Below are 18,478 nucleotides of genomic sequence, written 5' to 3'. Positions count from 1 at the left end.
CGCTGGCCTTACGGGGAGCAGGTCAGCAAGACAGCAGGCATGGTCAGTTCAGGGGGATGAGCGCATTGCCGGGTGTGAGCTGCAGCGCGCCTTGCTTCTTGGGGGTGGCCAGTTGCACATCGATGCGCTGGAAGCCGGGGAAGGCGCTGAACAGGCCGTTGAGGTCCAGCGTCGTCAGCGCGCCAGGGCTGGCGCAGACCAGGGTGAAGTCGCCGTCGAGGTCGGCATGGCCGTCCTTGGGGGCGTCCTGCGCGCTGGCGGCGGCTTTTTCGCCCAGCAGGGCGGGCGACAGCGCGGCCGATTCCAGCTGGATCTCGGCCGACTTGCACTGGGCGGCGGCGTCGGTGGCAAAGATGCGGTTGACTTCACGCAGCGTACGGGCGGCGGCGCGCACGGTGTCCTTGTCCTTGCTGCTGCTGGCGGCATGCTCGAAACCGACCACATTGACCAGCGGCGTGTCCAGATGCAGGGTCAGGGTATTGCCTTCCAGCGCCACGTCCAGCTTGCCCACGCCGTGGACATGGGCCGGATGGTTGCCATGGTGGTCATGGGCGTCATCGGCAGCCAGGGCGGGCAGGCTGGCCAGGGACAGAAGCAGCAGGGGCAGGGCGGACATACGGGGCATGGTCGGCTTTCTTATGCTTGTTGATGACGGAAAGGGGAAGATATCTCAGCGGCATTGTGAACCCGCTCGCGACAAAAAATCAGTCTTGTTACATTCTGCAACAGCGTTGCATTATAATGCCCACTTTCCCCGTTTCTGCAACAGGGTTGCGTAAGCCTGTGGTGTCAGCCAGGCGCTGCGCCGCTTGCGCCAGATGACGGGGCGGCCATGTTGGCCTTGTGTCTATCTCATGTCCCATTCTTTCAGGTTCCCGCCGTGTCGGTTCTTTCTCGTTTTCTGTTGAAGCAGGGCGTGCTCGCCAGCCCATGGTGGCAGCGCGTACTGGTGGTCTTGCCGGTGGTGCTGGTGTTGTGGCTGGGCGTGGCCTGGGCGCTGGGGGAGGGCGCATGAACGCGGCCATCTCCCTGGAAAACCTCACCGTCAGCTACCGCCGCCATCCGGCCCTGCACCATGTCAACGGCGCTTTCGAGCGCGGTTCGCTGACCGCCGTGGTCGGGCCCAATGGCGCCGGCAAGAGCACCCTGCTCAAGAGCATGCTCGGGCTGGTCCGCTGCAATGACGGGCGGGTGTTGACCCACGTGGATGCCCGCCGCATCGCCTACCTGCCCCAGCAGGCCGAGATCGATCGCAGCTTCCCCATCTCGGTGCTGGATTGCGTGCTGCTGGGCTATTGGCAGGCCAAGGGCAACTGGGGCGGCATCGACGCCGCCATGTGTGCGCGCGCGCGCCAGGCGCTGGCCGCAGTGGGGCTGGACGGTTTTTCCGGCCGTCCGGTGGCCAGCCTGTCGGTGGGCCAGTTCCAGCGCGTGCTGTTTGCCCGCATCCTGTTGCAGGATGCCGAGGTGATCCTGCTGGATGAACCGTTCAACGCCATCGATGCCCGCACCACCGGCGACCTGCTGCGCATCATCTCGGCCTGGCATGCCGAGCGCCGCACTGTCATCGCCGTGCTGCACGACCATGACCAGGTGCGCCGCGCCTTTCCCCAGACCCTGCTGCTGGCGCGCCACGTGGTGGCGTGGGGCCAGACCGCCGAGGTGATGTGCGAGGAAAACCTGCAGCGCGCCCGCGCCATGGCCGAGGCCGTGGACGAGCAGGCCGGCGTGTGCGAGGTCAGCGAAGCCGATGTGCTGGCGTTGTCGCAGTCGCATGATCACGTCCATGCTCATCTCCATGCCCATGAGCCCACCCATGAGCACGCCCACGCTGGCAAGGGAGGCTTGCAATGAGCCTGTTGTCCCTGATGCACCAGTTGGCGGTCGAACCCTTCCAGGAATTTTCCTTCATGCGGCGCGCCCTGGTGGCCGCCTTCGCCCTGGCGCTGGGCAGCGCGCCGCTGGGTGTGCTGCTGACGCTGCGCCGCATGAGCCTGTTCGGCGAGGCGCTGAGCCATGCGGTCTTGCCCGGGGTGGCGGTGGGCTTCATCTTCTTCGGCCTGTCGCTGCCGGCGCTGTCCATTGGCGGGTTTGCCGCCGGGGTGCTGGTGGTGGCAGTGGCCGGCTGGATCAGCCGCCATACCGAACTCAAGGAAGACGCCAGCCTGGCCGCCATCTATGTGGTGGCGCTGGCGCTGGGCGTGATCCTGATCTCGCGGCACGGCACCCAGCTGGACCTCTTGCACATCCTCTTCGGCAACGTGCTGGGCGTAGACAGCGAGGGGCTGGTGCTCATCGCCGGTGTGGCCAGCGCCAGCGTGCTGGGCATTGCGGCCCTGTATCGCGGACTGCTGCTGGAGAGCTTCGACCCTTCCTACATGGCCGTGGGCGGCGGGCGCAGCGGCGGGGCGATCTACCAGCAGGTGTTCCTGATGCTGGTGGTGATGAACCTGGTGGCGTCCTTCCAGACCCTGGGCACGCTCATGGCCGTGGGACTGATGATGTTGCCGGCTGTGTCGGCGCGCCTGTGGCATGACAGCCTGCCGGCGCAACTGTGCAACAGCGTGCTCCAGGCCGCGCTGGCGGGGTATGCCGGGCTGCTGGTCTCCTATTACGCCTCGGTGCCGTCGGGCCCGGTGATCATCGTCTGCGCCGGCGCGCTCTACGTGCTCTCGCTACTGTTCGCCCCGCGCGGCTGGTTGCCGCGCCTGTTGCGCCGGCCGCACCTGCAGGCCTGAATTTCCTTGCTTCCTTCCCCGGAGTCCCCATGAAACTGTACCGTCCCCTTTCCATGCTGCTGGCCGCCCTGGCCCTGGCAGTGAACGTGCCGGCCGCGGCCGCTGAACGCATCCCCGTGCTGGCCAGCTTCAGCATCCTGGGCGATGTGGTCGCCAATGTTGGCGGTGACCGCATTGCCGTGTCCACCCTGGTCGGCCCGGATGAGGATGCGCACGTCTTCCAGCCGGCCCCGGACGACATCAAGGCGGTCTCGCGCGCCCGCCTGGTGGTGGTCAACGGCCTGGGCTTCGAAGGCTGGATGGAACGCTTGGCGCAGTCGGCCAACTATCGCGGTCCCATCGTGGTGGCCTCGGCCGGTATCAAGGCGCGCGAGCGCGTGGGCGAGGATGAGGACGAGCATGGCCATGACCACGCCGCCGCCCATGAGCATCACGGCAAGGATGACCCGCACGCCTGGCAGGACCCGCAGAACGTGGTCGTCTACACCCGCAACATCGTGACAGCCCTGGCCAAGCTGGACCCGGCCGGCGCTGCGGTCTACCGCAAGAATGGCGACGCCTACATCGCCAAGCTGCAGGACCTGGACGCCTGGGCAGCCCGCCAGTTTGCCCAGATTCCCGACGCCAAGCGCAAGGTGATCACCTCGCATGACGCTTTCGAATACTTCGGCGCGCGCTACCAGGTCCGCTTCCTGGCCGCGCAGGGCGTCTCCACCGACAGCGAACCCAGCGCCCGCGAGATCGCCGCGCTGATCCGCCAGATCCGCACTGAAAAGATCAAGGCCCTGTTCTTCGAGAACATGAGCAACCCCAAGCTGCTGCAACAGATCGCCCGCGAAGCCGGCACGGCGCCGGGCGGCAAGCTCTACGCCGATGCCTTGTCCAAGGCCGATGGCCCGGCCCCGGACTACCTGAGCCTGATGCGCTACAACATCACGCAATTGCTGGAAAAGATCCGCCTGAACTGAGTGCGGTCAAATCGCGTATGCTTGTGGCCCGCGCCGCCGCCCCGGCGGCGCTGACCCAACCTAGGAGAAGACCCGCATGAGCACCATCACCGTCGTCGCCATCATCACCGCCAAGCCGGGCAAGCGTGAAGAATTGCTGGCGATCGCCCGCGCCAACCTGGCCGCAGTGCGCGCCGAAGCTGGCTGCATCGAATACGGCCTGGTCGTGGATGTCGATGGTTTCGGTCCCAACCAGGCGCCCATGGGGCCGGATACCTTTGCCTTCGTCGAGAAGTGGAAGGACGAAGAAGCACTGCGCCTGCACTTCACCCTGCCGCACATGACCGACTACCGCGAGAAGTCCAAGGACCTGATCGCCGATCGCAAGGTGCATGTGCTGAAGTCGGCTGACTGAGGCGGTTTCAGGCTGTCTTGCGCGACTTCGTTTGCGAGCAAGACACCCAGCCCGTGGCTGCAGCTTGGACATGGGGCGCGCATCTGGCTACCGTTCGCCCTGAGTAGCGGCGCAGCCGCGTATCGAAGGCCCTCCGGCGCCTGGCGCCAGGTGTGCGCGTCTTCGATACGGCCCCGACGGGGCCTACTCAGGTCGAACGGTGGCCGTCTGATTTTGAAATGCCAAGGGAAGCTGGCTCTAGTACTCGCCAGGAAAGTCAGCCGGCCAGGTCCGCTGCGGATCGAACGACGAGGCCTGTCCCATCTGCTTCAACCAGGTGATGAAGGTCTTGAGCGCCGGATTGGTCTCGGCGCCGCTGCGGCACAGCATGTGGTATCCCTCTCCATGCAGCACGATCTCGGGAAACAGCCGCACCAGCCGGCCGGCGGCCAGGTCGTCATCCACCAGCGCCAGCGTGCCCATGCCCACGCCCTGATCGGTCGCCGCGGCTTGCAGGCTCAAGAAGGAATGTTCATACACCGTCCCGGGCATCTTGCGCCGCACCGCTACGCCGGCCTTGCTCAGCCATTGCGACCAGGCCGCTGAACGGCTGGAAAGGTGGATCAGCGGCACCTCCACGAAGTCGCGCGGCACCCGGATCGGGTGGGTCTCCAGGAAGTGCGGCGAGGCCAGCGGCACCGAGACGTCATCGAGGAAGCGCATGCATTCATATCCGCTGCGCTCCAGCGGGCTGCGCCAGATGATGACGTCGAAGGGATCCTTCACATCCTCGAAATACTCCGACATGGTCGTCGTCACCCGCACCTCGATGCGCGGGTTGTCGATCTGGAACTGCGACAGGCGCGGGATCAGCCAGCGCATCGCCACCGAAGGCGCGGCGATCAGGCGCACCACGCGGCTCTTGCCCGCCAGCGCAAGCTGCTCGGCGGCCAGGGCAATGCGGTCCAGGCTGGCCTTGACCTCGGCATAGAAGCTCAGGGCCGCCTCTGTGGGTTCCACGCCACGCGATTGACGTAAAAACAACGGTTGTTCGAAATACTCTTCCAGTGACTTGATCTGCTGGCTGACGGCGCTATGGGTGATGAAAAGTTCATGTGCCGCCAGCGTCAGACTGCGCGTGCGTACGGCCGCTTCGAATACCTTGAGCGCTTTGAGCGGGGGCAGGGAAGAAGGCATGATGTAAGAAAAACTTATATTGGTGTCGGAAAATGTTGCTTTGCAAAAGGCTGGGCCGCCCTTATTCTTCAATCACCGAAACGTCAAACAGAAAGAAGTGATCATGAACTCCGTGAGTATATTGGTAAAAGATGCCGGTTTTTCTAACAATTTGCGCTCGCTGGTCGAGCTGGTGAAGTTTGCCGTGCAGCAAGTCATCGCCGCCCACGCCTTGAAGCCGGTCCGCAATGACGCGACCGACCTGCAGGATGCCGCCTATTTCGCCGATGTGACCGACCACGTCGAGATGGAAAACCGTCTGCGCCAGCTGGAAAACAGCCACCTGCACGCCGTCTGGAAGCTGCAGTCGCAGATCTGAAGCGAGCCTCATTGGCGAGCCCGATTGGCGAGCCTGATTGGCAAGCCTGATTGCAAGTCCAGGCCGATGCGCCTGATGGAAAACAATGACGAGACCGGTTCCGTATCGTCGGAACCGCAGGCGGTAATAAGCCGCAGCCAACCGCATCATCTGCTCTGGCCGCTTCAGCATCACCAGCGTCACTGGCAGCGCCAGCCATAGCTGTAGTCCCTGTAGTTCCTGTAGCACCTGCCGAAAGCGCGCCGTCGATCCGCCTGACGATCCGGCGCCGGATTCCCGGCTCCCCATCCCCGCCCTTGCGGGGATTTGTCGTTTACGGCCCGGCCTTCCGTCACCTCGCATGGCCTTCCTGCTGTCTGATAAAAATGACATTCTGACGACATCTGACGCTGTTATATTGTTCTCCGGGGAAGTATTCATGGGGTCGGCCGTTCAGGCCAGTATCTACTAAGGGGAGTTCATCATGTTGTCATCACTGCGCGCGCGCCTGATTTTCATTTGCGTCCTGATCGTGGCCCTGGCCATGATCATCCTCAGCGCGGCCAATATCTTCACGGTCCGCAGCGATACGCTGGAAGCCATTTCCAGCCAGACCCAGCAACTCACCGAAAGCCACGCGGCCAACATCAGCGAATGGGTGCGCAGCAAGCGCGTCGTCACGGGCGCCATGAAGCAGGCCCTCAAGCAGAGCGATGTGCTGCCCATCGTGGCCGCCGCTCAGGAGGCCGGCTCCTTCGATGACGCCTACATCGGCTATCCGGACAAGCGCATGCTGGCCCTGCATCCCATGCCAGCCGGCTACGACCCCACTGCCCGGCCCTGGTACAAGCAGGCCGTCGAGGCGGGCAAGCCCGTGCTGACCGCACCCTACGTGGACGCGACCACCGGCAAGCTGGTGGTCACCTTTGCCGAACCGGTGGGCGACAAGTCCAACCTGCAGGCCGTGCTGGGCTCGGACGTGCAGCTCGACAACGTGGTGCGCACCGTGGCCGGCATCAAGCCCACGCCGTCGAGCTTTGCCTTCATCGTCGGCAAGGATGGCGTCATCATCACCCACCCCAACAAGGAATTGGCCTTGAAGCCGGTTTCTTCGCTCGACCAGACCCTGTCGGCACAATCGCTGGCGGGCATGAAGCAGGGCGGTAGCGCCACCATCGGCGGCATTCGCTACCTGCTCTTCACCCAGCCCATCGCCAACACCGACTGGTCGCTGGTGGTGGCGCTGGATTACCGCGAAGCCACCCACGCCATCGGCGCACTGATGACCCTCTCGACAGTGCTGGCCGTGCTGGCCATCGTGGCCTCGGCCATCCTGCTGAGCTATACCATCACCCGTCTGCTGCGCCGCCTGGGCGTGGTGCGCAATGCCATGGAAGAGATCGCCTCGGGCGATGGCGACCTCACGCGCCGCCTCGATACCAGCGGCAAGGATGAACTGGCGCAGATTTCGCGTGCCTTCAATCATTTTGCCGACAAGATCTCGCGCACCCTGCTGGATATCCGCCGCGCTTCCGAATCGGTGAAGGTGTCCTCCAGCGAGATCGCCAGCGGCAACATGGACCTCTCGGCCCGTACCGAACAGCAGGCTGGCTCCCTTGAAGAAACCGCCTCGGCCATGGAAGAACTGACCTCGACCGTGAAGCAGAATGCCGACAATGCCCGCCAGGCCAACCAACTGGCGGTGTCGGCCTCGGACGTGGCCGTGCATGGCGGACAGGTGGTGGGGCAGGTGGTAGCGACGATGAGCTCCATCAATGAATCCTCGCGCAAGATCGTCGACATCATCAGCGTCATCGATGGCATCGCCTTCCAGACCAATATCCTGGCCTTGAATGCGGCGGTGGAAGCGGCCCGCGCCGGCGAGCAGGGGCGCGGATTCGCCGTGGTGGCATCAGAAGTGCGCTCGCTGGCCCAGCGTTCGGCCACCGCCGCCAAGGAGATCAAGGGTCTCATCGACGACTCGGTGCAGAAGGTCGAGACCGGCAGCCAGCTGGTGGCCCAGGCCGGATCGACCATGGAAGAGGTGGTCTCCAGCGTGCGCCGGGTGACCGACATCGTCGGCGAGATCAGCGCAGCGAGCCAGGAACAGAGTTCCGGCATCACCGAGGTGGGCAATGCGGTGAACCAGATGGATGAAGCCACGCAGCAGAACGCCGCGCTGGTGGAGCAGGCGGCGGCAGCGGCCAAGTCGCTGCAGGAGCAGGCCGCGCATCTGGCTGCGGTCGTGGCGGGATTCAAGCTCGACGAGAGCGGCGCGGCGCACCCCATGAGCCCGCCGCCGGCCCCTGCGGCAGCCCCGGCAGCGCCGCAGGCACGCAGCGCGGCGGTCAATGTCACGCCCAAGCCAGCCGCCCTGAAGGCCAAGCCAGCCGCCAAGCCGGTCCTGGCGGCCCAAGCTGCTGCCGCCCCGGCGCCGGCATCCGCCCCGGCGCTGGCCGCCAAACCGCCAGCAGCACCCAAGGCGCCCGGCAAGGCGGCTCCCAAGAGCAGCGGCGGTGACGACTGGGAAGAGTTCTAAACCTCTTGTGGCCTCAGTGGCGCTTGTCCAGCAGATGCATGGCGCCGAACAGCGCCTGCATCCCGCTGTGCTCGATGAAGCTCAGGTTGTAGGGGTGCTCGGCCACCGCGCGCGGGAAGGCCTGCACCAGCGGGAGACTGTCTAGCTGCTCGGCGATCTTGCCCCAGAGGACCAGCGTGGGCAGCGTCTTGCCCTGGCTGGCGCCATGCTCGGCCAGTGCCCGCAGCACGGTCTCGAAGAAGGGCTTCCAGGCCTTGGCGTCCTTGACCGGGGCGACATGGGTGCGGAACACCAGGCTGGCGTTGAGCAGCAGGAAGCCTTGCGCGGTCAGGTTGTCCTGCAGGTCGGCCAGCGTCTGGATGGTGCCGGCCACATCGGCCTGCGCCTGGGCGGCGACGTCCGCCAGTGCATCGCCGCTGGTCTGTCCAGCCTGCACGCGGCCATCGGCCACCAGCAGCATCTTCATGAAATTGCGCAGCGAGGTGGCGCGATTGACCTGCTTGGACAGTCCCTTTTCCGACCATAGCGAACCGACCGCCCCATCCATGAAGCACACCCCGGTGGCGCTGGCCGCGCGCGGGTAGGGGCCTTCGCCCACCAGCACGTAACGCACGCGGTCCATGGGTTGCTGGAAGGCGGCGAAGAGGCGGCCTTCGGTGGGCAGGTAATGATCTGTGGCAAGCACGTCCAGGTAGACGGGGTCAGCCTGGGCGATGGCTTGCAGCCCGGCGCGCAGGGCGGCGTGCCAGGAGGGATGGGCGGTCGGGATCAGGTCCGCCAGCGCGGCGGGCAGGGAGGCAGAAGGGGCGGGCATGGGTGGAAAGGCAAGTGCTCATGTCGACGAGGTGGCGGCATTGTATACCGCCCCCGCGCCCTTGCGCTCCCGCCTTTCCGTTTGCATCAGGCCACGGCGGTATCGCTGCCGGGAGCGCCGAACAATTGCTGCTTGAGCAGATGCAACTGGTCGCGCGCAGCCGCGGCCTTTTCGAACTCCAGGTTCTTGGCGTGTTCCTGCATCTGCTTTTCCAGGCGCTTGATCTCCTTGCTGATCTGCTTCTCGCTCATGGATTCGTAGTTCTTCTTCTCTTCGGCCACCAGCAATTCCGTGCGCGCCTGGGCCGGGTTGAAGACGCCGTCGATCAGCTCGCGGATTTCCTTCTTGATGCCGGTCGGCACGATGCCATTGGCTGCGTTGAAGGCCAACTGCTTGGCGCGGCGGCGCTCGGTTTCGCCGATGGCCTTGTGCATGGAATCGGTCACCACGTCGCCATAGAGGATGGCCATGCCGTTGAGGTTACGGGCGGCGCGGCCGATGGTCTGGATCAGGCTGCGTTCGGAACGCAGGAAGCCTTCCTTGTCCGCATCCAGGATCGCCACCAGCGAGACTTCGGGAATGTCCAGGCCTTCGCGCAGCAGGTTGATGCCGACCACCACGTCGAAGGTGCCCAGGCGCAGGTCGCGGATGATTTCCACGCGTTCCACGGTATCGATGTCGCTGTGCAGGTAGCGCACCTTGATGCCGTTGTCGGAGAGGAACTCGGTCAGCTGCTCGGCCATGCGCTTGGTCAGGGTGGTCACCAGCACGCGTTCGTCCTTGGCGATGCGGTCGTTGATCTCCTGCATCAGGTCGTCCACCTGGGTGGTGGCCGGGCGCACCGCGATGATGGGGTCGACCAGGCCGGTCGGGCGCACCACCTGTTCCACCACCTGGTCGGCATGGGTGTTCTCATAGTCGGCCGGGGTGGCCGAGACGAAGATGGTCTGGCGCATCTTCTTTTCGAATTCGTCGAACTTCAGGGGCCGGTTGTCCAGCGCCGAGGGCAGCCGGAAGCCATAGTCCACCAGGTTCACCTTGCGCGCGCGGTCGCCGTTGTACATGCCGTTCAACTGGCCGATCAGGACGTGCGATTCGTCCAGGAACATGATCGCATCCTTGGGCAGGTAATCCACCAGCGTGGGCGGTGGATCGCCCGGCTTGGCGCCGGAGAGGTGGCGCGAGTAGTTCTCGATGCCCTTGGTGAAGCCGATCTCGGTCATCATCTCGATGTCGAAGCGGGTGCGCTGCTCCAGCCGCTGTTCTTCGATGAGCTTGTTTTCCTTGCGGAAGAATTCCAGGCGTTCGGCCAGCTCTTCCTTGATGGTTTCGATGGCGCGCAGCACGGTCGAGCGTGGCGTGACGTAGTGCGAACCGGGATAGATGGTGAAGCGCGGGATCTTCTGGCGCACGCGGCCGGTGAGCGGATCGAACAACTGCAGGCTGTCGATCTCGTCGTCGAAGGTCTCGATGCGCACGGCCAGCTCGGCGTGTTCGGCCGGGAATACGTCGATGGTGTCGCCGCGCACGCGGAAGGTGCCGCGCCCGAAGTCCACTTCGTTGCGGGTGTACTGCATCTGGATCAGGCGGGCGATGACGTCGCGCTGCGAGACCTTGTCCTTGGCGCGCAGGGTCAGGATCATCTGGTGGTATTCGTTGGGGTTACCGATACCGTAGATGGCCGAGACGGTCGCCACGATCACCACGTCGCGCCGCTCCATCAGCGACTTGGTGCAGGACAGGCGCATCTGTTCGATATGTTCGTTGATCGAGGAATCCTTCTCGATGAACAGGTCGCGCTGCGGGACGTAGGCTTCGGGCTGGTAGTAGTCGTAGTAGCTGACGAAGTACTCCACTGCATTGTGCGGGAAGAACTCGCGGAACTCGCTGTAGAGCTGCGCCGCCAGCGTCTTGTTGGGGGCGAACACGATGGCCGGGCGGCCCAGGCGGGCAATCGTGTTGGCCATGGTGTAGGTCTTGCCCGAGCCGGTCACGCCCAGCAGGGTCTGATAGAACAGGCCGTCGTTGACCCCCTCGACCAGCTTGTCGATGGCCGCCGGCTGGTCGCCCGCCGGCGGGAACACCTGGTAGAGCTTGAAGGGGGAGTCGGGGAAGGTGACGAACTTGCTCTCGTCCAGCTCGGTATTGATGGGGGTCAGTTCAGCCATGGTCTGGATTGCCTTTGTCGCGGATTTGCCGGGTGGGCCGCCACGGTGCATGGAAAGCGGCAAGGCCCGGGATCGGGGCATTGCGCGCAGGCAAGGTGGTAGCGTGAATATTCATCAAATGCTGCCTGGATGTGGAAGTTCAAGACGCAATCGACGGGCCCGCGCATTGTAGAACGGGACGCAAACCAGCGTCAGCGGCCAGCTCATCCTGAGGGGAGGGCGGTCTGGCGCGGGGCGGGTTATGTCGATTGGACATGGTCCCATGCAGATTCGGCAGGCAATTGGGCCTGTCTGTGTCTGTGATTGGCCGTCCACATTTGTTAGAATGCAGTGTTGCAAAAAGCTGCATGTCCGGCCATTGTGGGCCTGCATCCATTTCCTTCTGCAGCGCTTTGTTGCAGCTAACTTTTCATGTTATCACGATGAACGCACCTGTCTCCGCCTCCCTGTTTTCCGCCATCGAAATGGCGCCGCGCGACCCTATCCTGGGCGTGACCGAAGCCTACAACGCCGACCAGAACCCGGCCAAGACCAATCTGGGCGTGGGCGTGTACTACGACGACAACGGCAAGGTCCCCCTGCTGGAATGCGTGAAGAAAGCCGAGGCGGAACTGGCGGCCAAGCTGGCCCCGCGTACCTACCTGCCCATCGACGGCCTGGCCACCTATGACCGCGCCGTGCAGGAGCTGGTGTTCGGCGCCGGCAGCGCCGTGGTGACCGAAAAGCGCGCCATCACCGTGCAAGCCCTGGGCGGCACTGGCGCCCTGAAGCTGGGTGCTGACTTCCTGAAGCACTTCTCGCCGGCTGGCACCGAAGTCTGGATCAGCGACCCGAGCTGGGAAAACCACCGCGCCCTGTTCGAAATGGCCGGCTTCAAGGTCAACGCCTATCCCTACTATGATCCCGCCACCCGCGGCGTGAACTTCGCCGGCATGCTCGATGCCCTGAAGACCATGAAGTCCGGCTCCGTCGTGCTGCTGCACGCCTGCTGCCACAACCCGACCGGCGCGGACCTGACCGACGACCAGTGGACCCAGGTCATCGAGGTGGTGACCTCGCGCGGCCTGGTTCCCTTCCTCGACATGGCCTACCAGGGCTTTGGCGACGGTATCGCCGAAGACGGCCAGGTGGTGCGCCGCTTCGCCGAAGCCGGCGGCCCGCTGTTCGTGTCGAACTCCTTCTCCAAGTCGTTCTCGCTGTATGGCGAACGCGTGGGCGCGCTGTCGATTGCTGCGGCCAGCGCCGAAGAGGCTGCCCGCGTGCTGTCGCAATTGAAGCGCGTGGTCCGCACCAACTACTCCAACCCGCCGATCCACGGTGGCCAGGTGGTCGCGACCGCCCTGGCGTCGCCGGAACTGCGCAAGCTGTGGGAAGACGAACTGGCCGAGATGCGCGTGCGCATCCGCGAAATGCGCCAGCTGCTGGTGGCCAAGCTGAAGGAAAAGGCCCCCGGTCATGACTTCGACTTCGTCATCAAGCAACGCGGCATGTTCTCCTATTCCGGCCTGACCAAGGCCCAGGTGGACCGCCTGCGCAACGAGTTCTCGATCTATGCCGTCGATACCGGTCGCATCTGCGTCGCGGCATTGAACACCAAGAACATCGACGTGGTGGTCGACGCTATTGCCAAGGTGCTGTAATTGGCAGGTACGGCCCCGTCTTCGGATGGGGTCGCGCAGGGCGTTTTCTCCTATGAAAAAATGCGCCTTTCCCTGAAAAAAGTTTTGACATGAAATAAAAACCACGTCATAATCTTTTTCTCAGCTGTTCCCTGATAGCTCAGTCGGTAGAGCGACGGACTGTTAATCCGCAGGTCCCTGGTTCGAGTCCAGGTCGGGGAGCCAAAGAATGCGAAGGCCTCGCAAGCAATTGCGGGGCCTTTTCAATTAGTGTGAGGCTGGTAGTTTGGGTCTCGCGCAAGGGCGGCAGGGCTATGCCGCCACGATGCAGAACGATGTAAAAAATTTTCGTTTTCCTCTCTGGTAATTCGGAAAAAAATCGTTCATAATCGCGCCCTCAATTGATCCCTGATAGCTCAGTCGGTAGAGCGACGGACTGTTAATCCGCAGGTCCCTGGTTCGAGTCCAGGTCGGGGAGCCAGAATACGAAAGCCTCGCAAGTTTCTTGCGGGGCTTTTTTGTTTTTGCGTCATGCCATGTCAACACTGAGCATCGACTCCCGTTCGTCCTGAGTAGCGGCGCAGCCGCGTATCGAAGGTTCACCGGCGTCACGCCCCTTCGACAGGCTCAGGGCAGGCTTCGATACTGCCCTGAAAGGGCCTGCTCAGGTTGAACGGTGTACCGGGTCTTCTAGCGAAAAGCAGACAAAAACGCTGCTAGAATCGGCATCCCCCGATCAGCCAGGATTTTTCCATGAGCGACTCCATTAGCGCCCCCATTCGCCTGACCCAGTACAGCCATGGCGCCGGTTGCGGCTGCAAGATCTCGCCCCAGGTGCTGGAGGTGATCCTCGCGGGCAGCGGCGCCCAGCATCTCGATCCCAAGCTGTGGGTCGGCAATGCCTCCCGTGACGACGCTGCCGTCTATGCCATCGATGAAGAACGCGGCGTGGTCTCGACCACCGATTTCTTCATGCCCATCGTCGATGATCCCTTCGACTTCGGCCGCATTGCCGCTACCAATGCCATCAGCGATATCTACGCCATGGGTGGCGATCCGCTCATGGCGATCGCCATCCTCGGCTGGCCGGTCAATGTGCTGCCGCCGGAAGTGGCGCGCGACGTCGTGCGCGGTGGTCGCGCAGCCTGCGATGCGGCCGGCATCCCGCTGGCCGGCGGCCATTCCATCGACGCCCCTGAACCGATCTTCGGCCTGGCCGTGACCGGCGTGGTCGAGAAGCGTCACATGAAGCGTAATGACACGGCCATCGCTGGTTCTCTGCTCTATCTGACCAAGCCGTTGGGCATTGGCATCCTCACCACGGCCGAGAAGAAGGGCAAGCTGCGTGCCGAAGAGGTGGGCGCGGCGCGCGACTGGATGTGCAAGCTCAACCAGCCGGGCAGCCGCTTCGGCAAGCTGGCAGGCGTCACAGCGATGACCGATGTGACCGGCTTCGGCCTGCTGGGCCACCTGGTGGAGATGTGCGAAGGCAGCGGCGTGAGCGCACGCATCCAGCACGCTCTGGTGCCCAGCCTGCCAGGTGTGCCCTATTACCTGGCCGAGGGCTGCGTGCCGGGCGGCACCGGACGTAATTTCGAGAGCTACGGCAGCAAGATCAGCCCCTTGAGCGAAAGCCAGAAGCACCTGCTCTGCGATCCCCAGACCAGTGGCGGCCTGCTGGTCGCGGTACGGCCCGACGCCAATCCCGAATTCCTCGCTACCGCCGCCGCGCTGGGGCTGGAACTGGCCCCCATCGGCGAACTGGTGGAACGACAGCGTTACGCCGTCGAGGTGCTTTGATGGCCGATCTGCAGCCCAGCCGCGACCTGTTCCTGGCCGATACGCCCATGCTGGATGCACGGGCGCCAGTGGAGTTCGGCAAGGGCGCGTTTCCCACGGCGGTCAACCTGCCGCTGATGAATGACAGCGAACGGCATCAGGTCGGCTTGCGCTACAAGGAAGAGGGCCAGCAGTCCGCGATCGAACTGGGCCACCAGCTGGTCAGCGGCGCCGTGAAGGAGGCGCGCATTGCCGCCTGGGCGGACTTTGCGCGGACGCATCCGGACGGTTGCCTGTATTGCTTCCGCGGCGGTCTGCGTTCGCAGATCACCCAGCAGTGGTTGAAGAGCGAGGCTGGCATCGCCTATCCCCGCGTGGCCGGTGGCTACAAGGCGCTGCGTCACTTCCTGATGGAGGCCATCGAGCAGGCCCTGGCCGAGTGCGCCTTCGTGGTGGTGGGCGGGATGACCGGCAGCGGCAAGACCGACGTGCTGCTGCAGCTGGACAATGCGCTGGACCTGGAGGCCTATGCCAACCATCGCGGTTCCAGCTTCGGCAAGCGCGCCAGCCCGCAGCCATCGCCCATCGATTTCGAGCATCGCCTGGCGATTGCCCTCATCAAGCTGCAGGCGCAGGGGCATCACTGGTTTGCGCTGGAAGACGAAAGTCGCCTGATCGGCGCCTGCGCCTTGCCGCTGGCCTTGCACCAGCGCATGCAGAGTCTGCCGATGGTATGGCTGGAAGACAGCCGGGAAGGGCGCGTGGAGCGCATCCTGCGGGATTACGTCAGCGGTCTGTGCGATGAATATGTCACGCTGGATCCGCGCCACGGGTTTGAACGCTATCGCGCCCATCTGCTGGCGGCGCTGGGCAAGCTGGTCAAACGCCTGGGCGACCAGCGCTATCGGCAACTGGTGCAACTGATGGAAACGGCGCTGGCGCGCCAGGAAAAGGACGGCGTGGTCGACTTGCACCGTGCCTGGATCGATGCCTTGCTGGCGCAATACTACGATCCTATCTATGCATTCCAGCGGGAGGCCAAGCGCTCCCGCCTGCTGTTTGCGGGCCGGCAGGCCGAGGTGGTCGACTTCCTTCGGCAGTACCGGCCCTAGGCCCGCTCAGAGCAAGGCCACGGCCGCCAGCCCGCTGGCCGCGCCGATGAGCATGGTCAAGAGCGTCACCGTCGTCAGCACCCGCGAAGTGAAGGAATGCCGCAGCATCAGCAGCGAGGGCAGGCTGATGCTGGGCAGCGTCATCAGCAGCGCCACCGCCGGACCCACGCCCATGCCCAGGGACAGCATGGACTGCACGATAGGAATCTCGGCCGCCGTGGGGATCACGAACAGCGTTCCCACCACCGCCAGCGCTACGATCCACAGCAAGCTGTTGCCCATGGCCACATCCACCTGCGGGAACAGCCACACCCGGGCCGCGCCCAGCGCCAGCACCGCCACGATATAGACCGGCGCCGTGGTCCAGAACAATTGCCAGAGCTTGCTGCCCCAGCGCACCAGGAAATGACGCCCGTCCTCCAGCGGCTCGTACTCGGCGGCGGCCAGCGCGTCCATCGCTGCCTGCGGCAGGGTTTCGGACTGCGCCACCCGTTGCGCGATCAGCGCCACGCCCAGCACCAGCAGGATGCCCGCCACCAGGCGCAGGGCGGCGAAATGCCAGCCCAGCACGAAGCCCATGAACACCAGCGTGGCCGGGTTGAGCACCGGGTTGGCGATCCAGAAGGCCAGCGCGGCGCCCACGGAGACTTGCTGGCGGCGCATGCCGGCCACCACCGGTGCGGCACAGCAACTGCACATCATCCCGGGCAGGGCGAACAGGCCGCCGCGCAGCGTGGAGCCGAGGCCGGCGCGGCCGAACATGCGCAGCAGCCAGTCGCGCGGGATCAGCACCTGCACCAGCGAGCCCAATACGATGCCCAGCACGGCCGCTTTCCAGATGGCCAGGAAGTAGATTTCCGCATACTCCAGCGCAGCCGACCAGGGCGCCGCCGGGGCGTTGGCCAGGATGGAGGCGCCGATGCTGTGCTTGTCAGCGGCCACGAAGGACTTGGCGTAGTAGGGCGACCATTTTACGTAGTACAGACCGACCGCCGCGACCAGCGCGAACAGCAGAGTTTTGAGCCAGGCGGAGGTCTTGTTGGTGGGTGTAGGAGAGGAGAATGAGCTCATGGCAGATCAAGTTGCATACAGGAAATGCGCGCATCATACCCAAGGATGGGCATTTCTGCCTCCTTCCAGGCTCATGTTCTGCAAATTAGCCCTGCGGCGCGCGCTCAGGGAGAGCGTATCTTGCCTGCTTTGCTACAGGTCGGGGTAGGGCGGCAGGCCGAGTGGAGCATCGCAGATGACGCTTGCCAATGCAACCGGTCCTGTTATACTGCCCATCGTTGTATGACGTCTTATAACAACCCAATTTCAAACAAATAACAATACGTCAAGAGACATCCCTTCCCAGCCGTATCCTCTCGCGCCTGTCCCAGCCGCTGTCGGCGGTGTGCAAGGCGCAGTTCGGCGTGGCGTTGCGGGAGCTCGACGGCGAGACGAGACCTGGAGAACACAATTGGCGCAAAGCAAGCAAAGTGGACTGGCGGGTGAGGTAGCCAAGCCCACACATGTCCGTTATCTGATCCTCTTCCTGTTGTTCGTGGTCACCACGGTCAATTACGCCGACCGCGCCACCCTCTCCATCGCCGGTTCGGCGATGAAGACCGAGCTTTCGCTCGATCCGGTGATGATGGGCTATATCTTCTCGGCCTTCAGCTGGGCCTATGTGCTGGCGCAATTGCCGGGCGGCTGGCTGCTGGACCGCTTCGGTTCCAAGAAGATCTACATGTGGAGCATCGCCCTGTGGTCGGTCTTCACTTTCCTGCAAGCCGGTGTGACGTGGATGAGCACCGCCGCCGCCGTGGCCTCGCTGTTCCTGCTGCGCTTCATGGTGGGCCTGGCCGAAGCGCCATCCTTCCCGGCCAATGGCCGCATCGTGGCGGCCTGGTTCCCGACCAAGGAACGTGGCACGGCCTCGGCCATCTTCAACTCGGCGCAGTATTTCGCCGCGGTGCTGTTCACTCCGCTGATGGCCTGGATCGTTCACACCTACAGCTGGCACCATGTCTTTACCGTCATGGGCGTGGTGGGTATCGCGCTGGCCCTGATCTGGGGCCGCATCATCTACAGCCCCAAGGACCACCCGCGCATCAACCAGGCTGAACTGGCGCACATCGAATCCGGCGGCGGTCTGGTGGACATGGATAACCGCAAGGTCGCCGCGCCCTCCACCAAGGGCCGGGGCTACATCCGCCAGCTGCTGTCGAACCGCATGCTGCTGGGTGTGTATATCGGTCAGTACTGCATCAACGTGATCACCTATTTCTTCCTGACCTGGTTCCCGGTGTACCTGGTGCAGGAGCGCGGCATGTCCATCCTCAAGGCCGGTTTCGTGGCCTCGATCCCGGCGGTGTGCGGCTTCATCGGCGGCGTGGTCGGCGGCCTGATCTCGGATCGCCTGATCAAGCGCGGCCTGTCGGTCACCTGGGCGCGCAAGATTCCCATCGTCGGCGGCATGCTGCTGTCGATGACCATGATCCTGTGCAACTACGTCGAGGCGCAGTGGATGGTGGTGGGCATCATGGCCCTGGCCTTCTTCGGCAAGGGCGTCGGTGCGCTGGGCTGGGCCGTGGTGGCCGATACGGCGCCCAAGCAGATCGTCGGTCTGTCGGGCGGGTTGTTCAACATGTTCGGCAATGTCGCCGGCATCACCACCCCTATCGTGATCGGCTACATCGTCAAGGAAACCGGCTCCTTCTCCGGGGCGCTGGTGTTCGTGGGCATCAATGCACTGGTCACCGTGATCAGTTATCTTGTCATCGTCAAGGAAATCAAGCGCGTCGAACTCAAGGACGCCTGAATCCTGCCACGGCGGCGACCGCATCGGC

16 protein-coding genes and 2 tRNA genes are annotated in these 18,478 nt (G+C 64.0%); 13 read left to right on the top strand and 5 right to left on the bottom strand.

Going from position 1 to position 18,478, the window contains the following annotated elements:
* Positions 1-43 precede the first annotated feature (43 nt).
* The gene (locus ACP92_RS15855; RefSeq protein ID WP_013235113.1) at positions 44-625 is read right to left on the bottom strand and encodes a DUF2796 domain-containing protein; all 582 of its coding nucleotides are present in this window, start codon (positions 623-625) and stop codon (positions 44-46) included.
* Between the two features lie 255 nt (positions 626-880).
* Between ACP92_RS15855 and ACP92_RS25230 the strand changes: the two genes are divergently transcribed.
* The 5 genes from ACP92_RS25230 (at position 881) to ACP92_RS15835 (ending at position 4,100) form a co-directional block, all read left to right on the top strand.
* Positions 881-1,015: a hypothetical protein gene (locus ACP92_RS25230; protein ID WP_257785537.1), complete on the top strand. Its 135-nt coding sequence runs from the start codon at positions 881-883 to the stop codon at positions 1,013-1,015.
* Positions 1,012-1,854 carry a metal ABC transporter ATP-binding protein gene (locus ACP92_RS15850; RefSeq protein WP_013235112.1) on the top strand — a complete coding sequence of 281 codons (843 nt, stop codon included), beginning with the start codon at positions 1,012-1,014 and terminating at the stop codon, positions 1,852-1,854. The genes ACP92_RS25230 and ACP92_RS15850 overlap by 4 nt, the downstream gene beginning before the upstream one ends.
* Positions 1,851-2,738 carry a metal ABC transporter permease gene (locus tag ACP92_RS15845; RefSeq protein WP_013235111.1) on the top strand — a complete coding sequence of 296 codons (888 nt, stop codon included), beginning with the start codon at positions 1,851-1,853 and terminating at the stop codon, positions 2,736-2,738. Before ACP92_RS15850 ends, ACP92_RS15845 begins: the two co-directional genes overlap by 4 nt.
* A gap of 29 nt (positions 2,739-2,767) precedes the next feature.
* Positions 2,768-3,706: a metal ABC transporter substrate-binding protein gene (locus tag ACP92_RS15840; protein WP_013235110.1), complete on the top strand. Its 939-nt coding sequence runs from the start codon at positions 2,768-2,770 to the stop codon at positions 3,704-3,706.
* 76 nt (positions 3,707-3,782) lie between these two features.
* A complete protein-coding gene (locus ACP92_RS15835; RefSeq protein WP_013235109.1) occupies positions 3,783-4,100 on the top strand; it encodes a putative quinol monooxygenase in 318 nt (105 codons plus the stop codon).
* 237 nt (positions 4,101-4,337) lie between these two features.
* Here the strand turns inward: ACP92_RS15835 and ACP92_RS15830 are convergent, their stop codons facing one another.
* Entirely contained in the window at positions 4,338-5,276 is a 939-nt protein-coding gene (locus ACP92_RS15830) for a LysR substrate-binding domain-containing protein (protein WP_013235108.1), read from the bottom strand.
* A 103-nt stretch (positions 5,277-5,379) separates the two neighbouring features.
* On the opposite strand from ACP92_RS15830, the gene ACP92_RS15825 reads away from it, so the two are divergent.
* Both ACP92_RS15825 and ACP92_RS15820 read left to right on the top strand, forming a co-directional pair.
* Positions 5,380-5,634 carry a hypothetical protein gene (locus tag ACP92_RS15825; protein WP_216665938.1) on the top strand — a complete coding sequence of 85 codons (255 nt, stop codon included), beginning with the start codon at positions 5,380-5,382 and terminating at the stop codon, positions 5,632-5,634.
* 463 nt (positions 5,635-6,097) lie between these two features.
* Positions 6,098-8,152 (top strand): methyl-accepting chemotaxis protein, encoded by a 2,055-nt coding sequence (locus ACP92_RS15820; RefSeq protein WP_013235106.1) that lies wholly within the window; start codon positions 6,098-6,100, stop codon positions 8,150-8,152.
* 13 nt (positions 8,153-8,165) lie between these two features.
* Here ACP92_RS15820 and ACP92_RS15815 read toward each other — a convergent pair whose 3' ends face one another.
* The gene (locus ACP92_RS15815; RefSeq protein ID WP_013235105.1) at positions 8,166-8,966 is read right to left on the bottom strand and encodes a uracil-DNA glycosylase family protein; all 801 of its coding nucleotides are present in this window, start codon (positions 8,964-8,966) and stop codon (positions 8,166-8,168) included.
* Positions 8,967-9,052: 86 nt separating this feature from the next.
* Positions 9,053-11,134, bottom strand: coding sequence for an excinuclease ABC subunit UvrB (uvrB, locus tag ACP92_RS15810; RefSeq protein WP_013235104.1), 2,082 nt, complete (start codon positions 11,132-11,134; stop codon positions 9,053-9,055).
* A 422-nt stretch (positions 11,135-11,556) separates the two neighbouring features.
* Between uvrB and ACP92_RS15805 the strand changes: the two genes are divergently transcribed.
* The 5 genes from ACP92_RS15805 to mnmH all read left to right on the top strand — a co-directional run bounded on the left by ACP92_RS15805 (position 11,557) and on the right by mnmH (position 15,644).
* Positions 11,557-12,774, top strand: a complete 1,218-nt coding sequence (locus ACP92_RS15805) for an amino acid aminotransferase (protein ID WP_013235103.1) — start codon at positions 11,557-11,559, stop codon at positions 12,772-12,774.
* A gap of 128 nt (positions 12,775-12,902) precedes the next feature.
* Positions 12,903-12,978, top strand: a tRNA-Asn gene (locus ACP92_RS15800).
* 180 nt (positions 12,979-13,158) lie between these two features.
* Positions 13,159-13,234 (top strand) — tRNA-Asn (locus ACP92_RS15795).
* 272 nt (positions 13,235-13,506) lie between these two features.
* Complete coding sequence (gene selD / locus ACP92_RS15790) at positions 13,507-14,553, top strand: selenide, water dikinase SelD (RefSeq protein ID WP_013235102.1); 1,047 nt, start codon at positions 13,507-13,509, stop codon at positions 14,551-14,553.
* The gene (gene mnmH, locus ACP92_RS15785; RefSeq protein ID WP_013235101.1) at positions 14,553-15,644 is read left to right on the top strand and encodes a tRNA 2-selenouridine(34) synthase MnmH; all 1,092 of its coding nucleotides are present in this window, start codon (positions 14,553-14,555) and stop codon (positions 15,642-15,644) included. The genes selD and mnmH overlap by 1 nt, the downstream gene beginning before the upstream one ends.
* 6 nt (positions 15,645-15,650) lie before the next feature.
* Here the strand turns inward: mnmH and ACP92_RS15780 are convergent, their stop codons facing one another.
* Complete coding sequence (locus tag ACP92_RS15780) at positions 15,651-16,715, bottom strand: permease (RefSeq protein WP_013235100.1); 1,065 nt, start codon at positions 16,713-16,715, stop codon at positions 15,651-15,653.
* 391 nt (positions 16,716-17,106) lie between these two features.
* Here ACP92_RS15780 and ACP92_RS15775 point away from each other — a divergent pair, with 391 nt between their 5' ends.
* Complete coding sequence (locus ACP92_RS15775; protein WP_041310981.1) at positions 17,107-18,450, top strand: MFS transporter; 1,344 nt, start codon at positions 17,107-17,109, stop codon at positions 18,448-18,450.
* Positions 18,451-18,478 lie beyond the last annotated feature (28 nt).

The organism is Herbaspirillum seropedicae (assembly GCF_001040945.1).
Lineage (GTDB): Bacteria > Pseudomonadota > Gammaproteobacteria > Burkholderiales > Burkholderiaceae_D > Herbaspirillum > Herbaspirillum seropedicae.
Note: the sequence above shows the minus strand (reverse complement) of the source record. Positions and strands in the feature narration are given on the sequence as shown.

What these genes read in the sequence shown, in the direction of transcription:
- ACP92_RS15835 (WP_013235109.1), top strand. Translation starts at nt 3,783, where the DNA reads ATGAGCACCATCACCGTCGTCGCCATCATCACCGCCAAGCCGGGCAAG.
- ACP92_RS15855 (WP_013235113.1), bottom strand. Translation starts at nt 625, where the DNA reads ATGCCCCGTATGTCCGCCCTGCCCCTGCTGCTTCTGTCCCTGGCCAGC.
- ACP92_RS15805 (WP_013235103.1), top strand. Translation starts at nt 11,557, where the DNA reads ATGAACGCACCTGTCTCCGCCTCCCTGTTTTCCGCCATCGAAATGGCG.
- ACP92_RS15780 (WP_013235100.1), bottom strand. Translation starts at nt 16,715, where the DNA reads ATGAGCTCATTCTCCTCTCCTACACCCACCAACAAGACCTCCGCCTGG.
- uvrB (WP_013235104.1), bottom strand. Translation starts at nt 11,134, where the DNA reads ATGGCTGAACTGACCCCCATCAATACCGAGCTGGACGAGAGCAAGTTC.
- ACP92_RS15830 (WP_013235108.1), bottom strand. Translation starts at nt 5,276, where the DNA reads ATGCCTTCTTCCCTGCCCCCGCTCAAAGCGCTCAAGGTATTCGAAGCG.
- ACP92_RS15850 (WP_013235112.1), top strand. Translation starts at nt 1,012, where the DNA reads ATGAACGCGGCCATCTCCCTGGAAAACCTCACCGTCAGCTACCGCCGC.
- ACP92_RS15825 (WP_216665938.1), top strand. Translation starts at nt 5,380, where the DNA reads ATGAACTCCGTGAGTATATTGGTAAAAGATGCCGGTTTTTCTAACAAT.
- selD (WP_013235102.1), top strand. Translation starts at nt 13,507, where the DNA reads ATGAGCGACTCCATTAGCGCCCCCATTCGCCTGACCCAGTACAGCCAT.
- mnmH (WP_013235101.1), top strand. Translation starts at nt 14,553, where the DNA reads ATGGCCGATCTGCAGCCCAGCCGCGACCTGTTCCTGGCCGATACGCCC.
- ACP92_RS15820 (WP_013235106.1), top strand. Translation starts at nt 6,098, where the DNA reads ATGTTGTCATCACTGCGCGCGCGCCTGATTTTCATTTGCGTCCTGATC.
- ACP92_RS15815 (WP_013235105.1), bottom strand. Translation starts at nt 8,966, where the DNA reads ATGCCCGCCCCTTCTGCCTCCCTGCCCGCCGCGCTGGCGGACCTGATC.
- ACP92_RS15840 (WP_013235110.1), top strand. Translation starts at nt 2,768, where the DNA reads ATGAAACTGTACCGTCCCCTTTCCATGCTGCTGGCCGCCCTGGCCCTG.
- ACP92_RS15845 (WP_013235111.1), top strand. Translation starts at nt 1,851, where the DNA reads ATGAGCCTGTTGTCCCTGATGCACCAGTTGGCGGTCGAACCCTTCCAG.